Genomic DNA, 9,239 nt, shown 5'->3' on the forward strand with positions numbered 1-9,239 from the left:
AGTACTGACTACCCACCTGGCACTACTTCCTCTGGAACCTCACGTCCCAGTCTCCAGGTGTCCAGTCACAAGGGGAAGCTTCATACAGCGGTTCCACCCACCCGGTCGTCACCTCCCGCCAGAGAGAGCAATGACCAATCGCCCACCCCAAGTTCGGGCGTCATCACCCCACGCATCCGAACTCCTGCCCCGGCCAGCGAGAATTGGCGGAATTCCCTCACCCTTGGCCGCTATTTGTTCCTGGCACACTATTTTCCAGCGGTTCACCGCTGACCTGTGTGTTCTCCGGCGGGTGACAGGCTGATGAGTGAAGTCGCCGAAGGGGTACGGCGTCGAGCGGCCCTTCTTAGACGTGGTCTCACGTGGTGGTGGCCAGGGCGGGAAGGGGCTCCGGCTACCGGGGCATGTTCGTGAGGAAGCTGCGGACCTCGGCAGCAAGGTTTCGCATATCCTCGCCAGCCGCGTGCACGGTGGTGGTCTCGAAGTGCCACTGCTCGACCGGAGGCCGGTCGTGAATGCCCCACGTCAGGTGTACGCGGCCGCCGGAATGGTGTTCCGCCGAGATCGTCAGGTCGTATTCCAACGAGTGCCAGGTTCGCTCTCCCTTCCAACCCCGGAAGTCCTCGGCCAGCGCGGAGAGGAAGCTGTCGAGGCCGTCGCCGTCCCAGGTCCGTACCGAGGTCTCGATACTCACCCATTGGCCGCGCGCTCTCACAAGGAAGTCGAGCGTCGGTTCGTCGTCATACGGCCGGGTCGGCTCGGAGAGCAGCAGGTGGACGGTTCGCGGTCCGGGGTCTCCCACCCGGACCTTGGGACTGTCGGATTCGTCGTAGTCGATCACGTGAGCAGGTTAGAAGGCCAGGATGGACGGCCCAACGTCGTTTTCTGGCGGGCGGGCAATGGGGGAGATTCCCTGAGGCATGATCGTCGACCATGGCTGTGGATCTTGAGCATGACCTGGTTCCTGACGGGCTGTGGGAGATAGCGGCGCCGCTGATACCACCGTTCCGGCTCCGTCGGCAGGGCGGCGGAACGGCTCCGGTGGAGGACCGGATAGTGTTCACCGCGATCGTGTACGCGCTCACCACGTCGTGCGCCTGGCGTCGGCTCCCGCCCTGCTTCGGAGTGAGTCCGGCCACCGCTCACCGTCGGTTCACCGCCTGGACCAGGGCCGGCTTGTGGCGGCGCCTGCATGTAGAGGTTCTCGACCGGCTCGGTGCCGCCGGGGTGATCGACTGGTCCGCTGCCCTGGTCGACTCCGCCTCGGTCCGGGCGAAAGGGGGGCCAACTCGTCGGGCCGAACCCGGTCGATCGAGGCAAACGCGGCGCCAAGCTCCACCTCTTGACCGACGCTGAGGGTCTGCGCCTGGTCACCGCCGTTTCCTCTGCGAACACCCACGACAGCCTTGCCCTCAAGCCCCTGGTCAAGGCAGTCCCCGCCGTGCGCTCGCGTAGCGGGCCCCGTCGTCGCAGGCCCGCCAAGCTCTGCGCGGACAAGGGTTACGACTACCCCGAACTCCGCCGCTGGCTGCGGAGTCGGAACGTCACGCCGAAGATTGCAAGGCGCGGCATCGAATCGAGCGAACGCCTAGGCCGCTACCGGTGGAAGATCGAACGCAGCATCTCCTGGCTGTTCAACTACCGGCGCCTGACTGTCCGCTACGAACGCGAGCCAACACTTCGCCGCCTTCCTCAGCCTTGCTGCCACTCTGATCTGCTACAAGCGGCTCGCCAGACTCACCACATGAGACCACGTCTAAGCGCTTGGCCGCAGGTTCGAGTCCTGCCGGGGCGCCACTGGCTCACCGCCAGCCGGGCCGCGTCATGAAGTACATCCGGCCCTTCGTGCTGCTCTCGGACATCGCGTTGACGGAGAAGCGGTTGCCCGTGCAACGGACGATCGGCATGCACCCCTGGCGCCCCAGGTACAGCCGGTGACCTGGTCGGAGCGGAGCCGACCTGGTCGGCGAAGGGCACCTCGCCGCCCTCGGTCTTCGCCTGCGCGCGGATCGTCGGCCAGGTCTCCTCCAAGGTCATCTCTCTGACCCTGTCGAATGCGAAGATCGAGGTCCCATGTACTGCGCGCCCATTGAGGCCCCTTGTACGTGACGATCGTTCGACTTAGCGTGACGAATCAATGGCAGCGTTGGAGGGGGTTGCGGGGCGTGGGGTTCTGGATGGCTGCTGCGTCGGTGTGGGCTGTGTTGCAGCTGTTGTTGCTGTCCTGGCCGGTGCGGACGGTGCGGTGGCCAACGGTGTTTCTCGCCTTCGGGGTGGGTGCGTACGGCTGCGGTGTGCTCTCGATGCTGCTGGAGCTGATGGTGGCACACCAGTTGGCGACCGCGAAGGAGAAGTCACTGGCGGCCGTCATGGATGTGGTGTCGTGGACGACGGCTCCGGTGGTGGAGGAGCTGATCAAGGTCGCACCGCTTCTGGTCGCCGGGTGGGCGCTGCGCGGGCGGATGCAGTGGGGCCTGGCGGACTTCGTGGTGCTGGGCGGCGCTGCTGGGGCGGGCTTCGGTCTGCTGGAAAAGCTTCTGATGTATGCCGAGTCCGGGAGTAAGGCCGTTCCCTTCGCTGAGGGGGGCTGGCAGATCGCAGAGGGACTGGTCGACCACCCGTACGTTCCCGGCCCCGGACAGATCGTCGGCAGTTGGTTTCCCTCACCGACCGGCACCGTCGAAGTCGGTGGGCCGGTACTCCCCTATGAGGTGCACATCTTCGCCAGCGCGCTGGGCGGGCTGGCGGTGGGCTTGCTGTGGTGTGGTGCCCGCGCACTGCCCCGGGTCGCGGCGCTGGTGCCGATGGCCGGGGCGGTGGCGATCCACTGGGTGACCAATTACGCTGCGGCCTTCCCGGGCGACGACACCGCGATGGAGTGGCGGGAGAGGCTGGCCGGGAACTGGGGGCTGTGGATCATCCTGGGGTGCCTTACCGCCGCCTGGATCTGGGATCTGCGCCGGTCCCGCCTAGGCCGTCGGCGCGAGCCAGATGTCGCGCTGGCTGCCGAACGCCAGGGCCGGGCCGCCCCGGAAGCTCTCTTCGGATACGCCCTGCTGCACCTCCCCGCCACCTGGATCATCGCCATGGGCTACGCCCGGCAGCGCAGAGCGCTGCTGTACGCCGCGGCACACCCCTGTACCCGCGAGGGGAAGCTGCAGCCGCTGCGCGNACACCCCTGTACCCGCGAGGGGAAGCTGCAGCCGCTGCGCGAGTCGGTCACGCGGCAGAGCCGGCAGATGGATGCGACCCACAGCCAGGAGACATGGCATGGAGTGACCTTCCGGCAGTTGTGGCACCGGGCCCGGAAGCAGCGTCCCCGCCTGCCGGGGCACGAGAAGGTTCTTCTGGTGCTCAGCCTGCTGTTGGCCATCCCCTCCCTGGTGTATCTGGTGGTGGGCTCCTTCCCGTCCACGAAAAATCTGCGGGAGTACTTCACCGAAGGCACCGGGCTGCACGTCCTAGTCGGCGTTGGTCTGGCCGGGCTGGCCCTGACGCTGTGGCGCCTGATCTCCGCCGTACACGGCTACCGGACAGCGAACGCGTCCCCACTGGGCGAGACCCTGGCCCTGGTCCAGTTCCGCATCGCCGTCTGCGCGGGCAGCCTCGTCGTCGGCGCCCTGCTGCTGTCCCGCTGGTCGGCGATCGCCGACGGCGAGGCTCCCCTCTCCGGTTACCGCATCCTGGGCACCGACCAATTTTTCCTGGAAAAGATCCTCGAGGTCGGCCTTCCCCTCCTCCTCACCCTCGCCATGTTCGCCATGCCGTACGCGCTGCCGCTCGAACTCGCCATGGGCGGAGGGCTGGCAGAGACGCTGCTGATGGGCCTGGCCCCGCGCGCCCTGGCCCCGATCGCCTCCCGCGTCGGGGCCAGACTGGCGGCGCGCGAGACGATGCAGTGGGCGCGCGGCGCCCTCCGGGGCGGTGGCCGGGGCGTGTTCTCCCGTACATGGGACCGGGTGCGGCACGGCCGTACGGACCCGGTGGACCTGGCGACCGGGCGGATGTTCTTGCCGCAGACGGATGTGGTGCTGCCGGGTGTGCTGCCGTTGGTGTTCTCCCGCCGGGTGGACTCCGGGTACCGCGCCGGGCGGTGGTTCGGCCCGACCTGGGCCTCGACGGCCGACCAGCGGCTGGAGTTCGATGAACAGGGCGTGGTGTTCTTCACCGAGGACGGTCTGCTGCTGGCCTATCCGCACCCGGTACCGGGCGGCACCGCGGTCCTGCCCGCGGAGGGGCCGCGGTGGCCGCTGTCCCGGACAGCGGACGGCGGTACGTACACCGTCTCCGACCCGGAGGCCGGACTCGTACGCGCCTTCACCCCGTGCCACGACGGGGCGCTGGCGCTCCTGCGGGAGATCGCCGACCGCAACGGCAACCGCATCACCTTCACCTACGACGCTGCCGGAACGCCCATCGAGATTCTTCACAGCGGCGGTTACCGGCTGCGGCTGACGTCGGAGAGCGGACGGATCACTGGCCTGTACGCAGGGGACGTCCGGGTGGTGGGTTACGGCTACACCGACGGCCACCTCACCGAGACGACGGGCTCCTCGGGGCTGCCCCTGCGTTTCGTCTACGACCGGTCCGGACGGATCACGTCCTGGACCGACACCAACAACCGCTGGTACGCCTACGCCTACGACGAGCGCGACCGGGTCACCGCCGAGCGCGGCGAAGGCGGCCACTTCACCTTCCGCATCGACTACGACGGGGCGGACCCGGACTTCCCCGGCCTGAAAGTCACCACCCTGACCTCGCCGGACGGTGCGGTCACCCGCTATCTGATCGACGAGGCGCACCAGGTCACCGGGGAGATCGACGCGGGCGGCGCGGTCAGCCGCACTGCGTACGACGGGGCCGGCCGTACGGTCGCCGAGACCGACCCCCTGGGCCGCACCACCGGCTTCCGTTACGACCAGCGCGGGCACCTGACGGCGGTGATCCGGCCGGACGGCAGCGAGATCGGCGCGGTGCTCGACGCCCAAGGCAACCCGGTGCGCATCACCGACCCGGGCGGCGCAGTGTGGCAGCAGACCTTCGACGCGGCCGGCAACCGCACCTCGCTCACCGACCCACTGGACGCCACCACCCGCTACCTCTACGACGCCCACGGCGGCCTGCTCGCTATCACCGATCCGCTGGGCGCGACGACCCGGGTGCGCTGCGACGGGGCCGGGCTCCCGGTCGAGATCACCGACCCGCTGGGCGCCACCACCCGCTACCAGCGGGACGCGTTCGGCCGCGTCGTGACCGAGACCGACCCACTGGGCGCGGTGACCCGCTACGAATGGACCCCGGAAGGCAGACTCCTGCGCCGCACCGGCCCGGACGGATCGGCGGAGTCCTGGACGTACGACGGCGAGGGCAACTGCCTCTCCCACACCGACGCCATCGGTGGCACCTCGACCTTCGAGTACACCCACTTCGACCTGCTGGCCGCCCGTACCGACCCGGACGGGGCCCGCTATACCTTCGCCTACGACGCGGCGACACGGCTGACCGAGGTCACCAACCCCCAGGGCCTGACCTGGAATTACACCTACGACGCGGCAGGCCACCTCCTAGCGGAGGCGGACTTCGACGGTCGTCAGGTGGTCTACGAGCACGACGCGGCGGGCCAACTCGTTTCGCGCACCGACCCGCTGGGCCAGCGCACCGGCTACACCTACGATGCCCTGGGCCGCGTGGCGGTCCAGGACGCCGCCGGGCAGGTCTCGACCTTCCGCTGGGGCCCGGCCGGAGAATTACTCGGGGCCGTCGGCCAGGACACCGAGCTGACCCGGACCTACGACCCCGCCGGCCGTCTGCTGTCCGAGACGGTGGACGACCGCACCCTGTACCTGGCCTACGACGCGGCAGGGCGGCTCGCCTCCCGCCGTACCCCGGCAGGGGCGGAGACCACCTATGCGTACGACATGGCAGGCAACCGGACCACGCTGACCACCGGGGGCAGGGAGCTGACATTCACCCATGATGCGTCAGGCCGTGAAACCCAACGGAGTTGGGCCGGAGGGCTGTCCCTGGCTCAGGTGTGGGACCCGGCGGATCGCCTCATCGGCCAGTCCTGCACCGCAGGCCCGCGGAGCCTGCTGCGACGCACCTACACCTGGCGCCACGACGACTACCTCACCGGTATCGAGGACACCACGGCCGGGCCCAGCCGCTACACCCTGGACCCGGTCGGCCGCGTCACCCAGGTACAGGCCGCCACCTGGCAGGAGACCTACGCCTACGACCCGGCGGGCAATCAGACCCACGCCACCTGGCCGCAGCAGCACCCCGGCTCGGACGCGACGGGCGAACGCGCCTACACCGGCACCCGAATACGGACCGCGGGCACCACCCGCTACGAATACGACGCCGCGGGCCGCAGCACGCTGCGCCAGAAGACCCGCCTGTCAAAGAAGCCCGACACATGGCGCTACGCCTGGGACAGCGAAGACCGCCTCACCCAGGTGGTCACCCCCGACGGCACCACCTGGCGCTACCGCTACGACCCCCTCGGCCGGCGCACCGCCAAACAGCGTCTGGCCGCTGATGGCACGGTCGCCGAGGAAACCCACTTCACCTGGCACGGCGCCACCCTCATCGAGCAAAGCACGACCTCAACGGACTGGACCGGTCGGCAGAACCTCACCTGGGACCACGACCAGAGCGGTCTGATTCCCCTCGCCCAGACCACCTGCTACACGCCGACCGCCGACGCGCCCCAGGACGAGATCGACACCCGCTTCTACGCGATCATCACGGACCTGATCGGCACTCCCACCCACCTCGTCGACGACACCGGCCACACCGCGTGGCAGTCCCGCACGACCCTCTGGGGCACCACCACCTGGAACGCCGACGCCACCGCGTACACCCCCCTCCGCTTCCCAGGCCAATACCACGACTTGGAATCCGGCCACCACTACAACCTCCACCGCCACTACGACCCCGAAACCGCCCGCTACCTCACCCCCGACCCCCTGGGCCTCACGCCGGCTCCCAATCCAGTCACCTACGTCCACAACCCCCATACTTGGACCGACCCCTTCGGCCTGGCCCCGGATTACGCCCCACCAGGCCACGTATATCGAGGAGGTAGGTACAAGCAACTCAAGGACCCGGCCACCGACTACAAGAGGAACATTCCGGGTACCGAGATCAACCACATGCCGCCAGATTCGATCAACGGCATCACGCGCGACCGCGGGCCCGCCATCCAAATGGATAAGGTGGATCACTACAGGACAGCCAGCTGGGGGCGAAGCAGAGCCGCAATGTCACATCGCGCACAGCAGAGAAATCTCATCAGCCAGAACCGCTACCGCGACGCCATTAATATGGACATTGCCGACGTCAGGCGGCAGTTCGGCAACAAATACGACAACGCAATCAAAGAAATGATCTACTTCCTCCCCAAGGGCTGGTGAACGGAATGACGCATTACACAATCGTCCCGAACGAAGGGCTCGACTCCGTTCGATTCGGCGAGCCCAGGACCGGCCTGCGCGAGAGGCTGGGGTCCTTCACATCATTCCAGCGGGGCGATTCAGAGAGTCCAACTGACCACTTCACAGAGAAGGGACTACTCCTGTCCTTCGACCAAGAGGATTCCCTGGAATTCATCGAGGTCACCCCGGAAGCACAGGTGACACATGAAGGAGTCCCGCTCTTTGGCCGCCCCTACCGGCATGTCCTCGGAGACTTGAGGGAACACGGCGTTGAGGGATCGGAAGATGACCAAGGAGTCGAATTCACCGACCTCGGATTTGCACTCTTCACGCCCGCCCCGGATGATCCCGACGAAGAGGTTCACGGAGTCTCCGTCTTCCCGCGAGACTACTACCCTCTGTGAATAAGCGCCCGGCCCAAGGGATGGCGACAGCCTCGGTGCCCGTGCCGAGGTCGAGAGCACTCTGGGTTCCATTGAGGCCAAGCCGGTCGGCGAGGTGAGTGGGAAATGATCTCCGTTGAGAGAACGTCGCTGGCTGGCCCGTTCTTCCTAGTACTCCAGCAGGATTTCGCTGTCTGACCTGGTCTTTTCGCCGGGTGGCGGGAGTGTAGCGGGACTTCGATCGTGCGGGGGCGGTCTCACGGAGAGCGCCCCTCGATCGTGCGACAACGCCGCAGGTAGTGACAGCGGCGGGCGACTGCTTGGCGTCGGCGGCGCCAGTTCGACCAGCTCAGCGCGTGGTGTCGTCCGCGGTGTCCGCTCAGGTGCGGGGGTCGGGCACGACAAGCTGCCAGGAGTCGCCGAACCTCCGCCACTGTGAGCCCGATGGCCCCGGGTGTCTCACCTGTTGCGCCCCCTTTTCCCAGGGCTGGTGTGCCGTGGCGGACAGGAAGGCGTGCGCGAGCATGGCCAGAGTTATGTGCCGATACCAGCCCACGTAGCGGCGGACTTCGTAATGGTCCAGGCCGCATTCGTTCTTCGCGGCCTGGAAGCACTCCTCGATCGCCCAGCGTGTGCCGGCGACCCGCACCAGCTCCTGGACGGTGACCTGAAGGGGCGCGTAGGCGAGGTAGTAGGCGATCTCGTCGGGCTTGCTGATGCTGCGCCGGGCCAGTGCCCACCGCATCCGGTGAGGGACCTCGCCCTGATAGTCGAACTCGGCAACGGCCGGCAGCCGCACCGCTGCCCAGTGGTAGACGCGGGGCCCCTTCGCGCCGTCACCGCATGAGATCTTCTGCCATACCTCGTCCGGGGCCTGCGCGAACAGGCCCTCGATCCGCGAACAGCCCACGCTGAACTGGGACTTGGGCACGGCCAGCACGTAGCCGACACCCGACTGTTCCAGCAGCCGGCGGAATCGGTTGTCCTGACCGTAGGCGGAGTCCGCGGTGACCCAGGCAATGGGCAGCGGCGAGGCGACGACCCGCAGCACCATGTGCCGGGCCAGTTCGCCTTTGGTGGCGAACTCCCGCTCGTCGGGGACCCTTGCGGTGCGGCAGCGTTCCCGGTCCTCGGTCCAGGACTTCGGGAGGTAGAGCTCGCGGTCGACCAGAGCCCGGCCACGGGCGGAGACGTAGGCGGCGAAGACGCCGATCTGGCAGTTCTCGGTCCGGCCGGCGGTTCCGGAGTACTGGCGCTGGACCTGCGCTTGCCGAGAATGTCATCCGCCCTGGTCGGAGGGATGCACCTGGACCGGCGGTGGTCGGCCTCGTCGTTCGAGTCGGTGCTCTCGCGTGGCTGGTAGCCGGCGCGTCATGATGATCGACCGTGCTGCTGCGACTGGCCTACTTGGGCGTGA

At 67.7% G+C, this 9,239-nt stretch carries 2 protein-coding genes and 3 pseudogenes; 3 read left to right on the forward strand and 2 right to left on the reverse strand.

Features of this window, described 5'->3' with window-relative positions; all coding sequences use genetic code 11:
- Positions 1-394: 394 nt before the first annotated feature.
- The gene (locus tag EEJ42_RS02395; protein WP_246095981.1) at positions 395-841 is read right to left on the reverse strand and encodes a DUF6228 family protein; all 447 of its coding nucleotides are present in this window, start codon (positions 839-841) and stop codon (positions 395-397) included.
- Between the two features lie 92 nt (positions 842-933).
- On the opposite strand from EEJ42_RS02395, the pseudogene EEJ42_RS02400 reads away from it, so the two are divergent.
- The 3 genes and pseudogenes from EEJ42_RS02400 to EEJ42_RS50150 all read left to right on the forward strand — a co-directional run bounded on the left by EEJ42_RS02400 (position 934) and on the right by EEJ42_RS50150 (position 7,843).
- A pseudogene (locus tag EEJ42_RS02400) lies at positions 934-1,748 on the forward strand (IS5 family transposase).
- Between the two features lie 1,896 nt (positions 1,749-3,644).
- Positions 3,645-7,052 (forward strand): annotated as a pseudogene (locus tag EEJ42_RS02405) (DUF6531 domain-containing protein); the annotation flags it as partial.
- A 371-nt stretch (positions 7,053-7,423) separates the two neighbouring features.
- Positions 7,424-7,843, forward strand: coding sequence for a hypothetical protein (locus EEJ42_RS50150; protein WP_148081828.1), 420 nt, complete (start codon positions 7,424-7,426; stop codon positions 7,841-7,843).
- Between the two features lie 358 nt (positions 7,844-8,201).
- On the opposite strand, the pseudogene EEJ42_RS02420 reads toward EEJ42_RS50150, so the two are convergent.
- Positions 8,202-9,089, reverse strand: a pseudogene (locus tag EEJ42_RS02420) (IS701 family transposase); the annotation flags it as partial.
- Positions 9,090-9,239 lie beyond the last annotated feature (150 nt).

Origin of the sequence: Streptomyces botrytidirepellens, assembly GCF_003721215.1 — a bacterium.
GTDB lineage: Bacteria > Actinomycetota > Actinomycetes > Streptomycetales > Streptomycetaceae > Streptomyces > Streptomyces himastatinicus.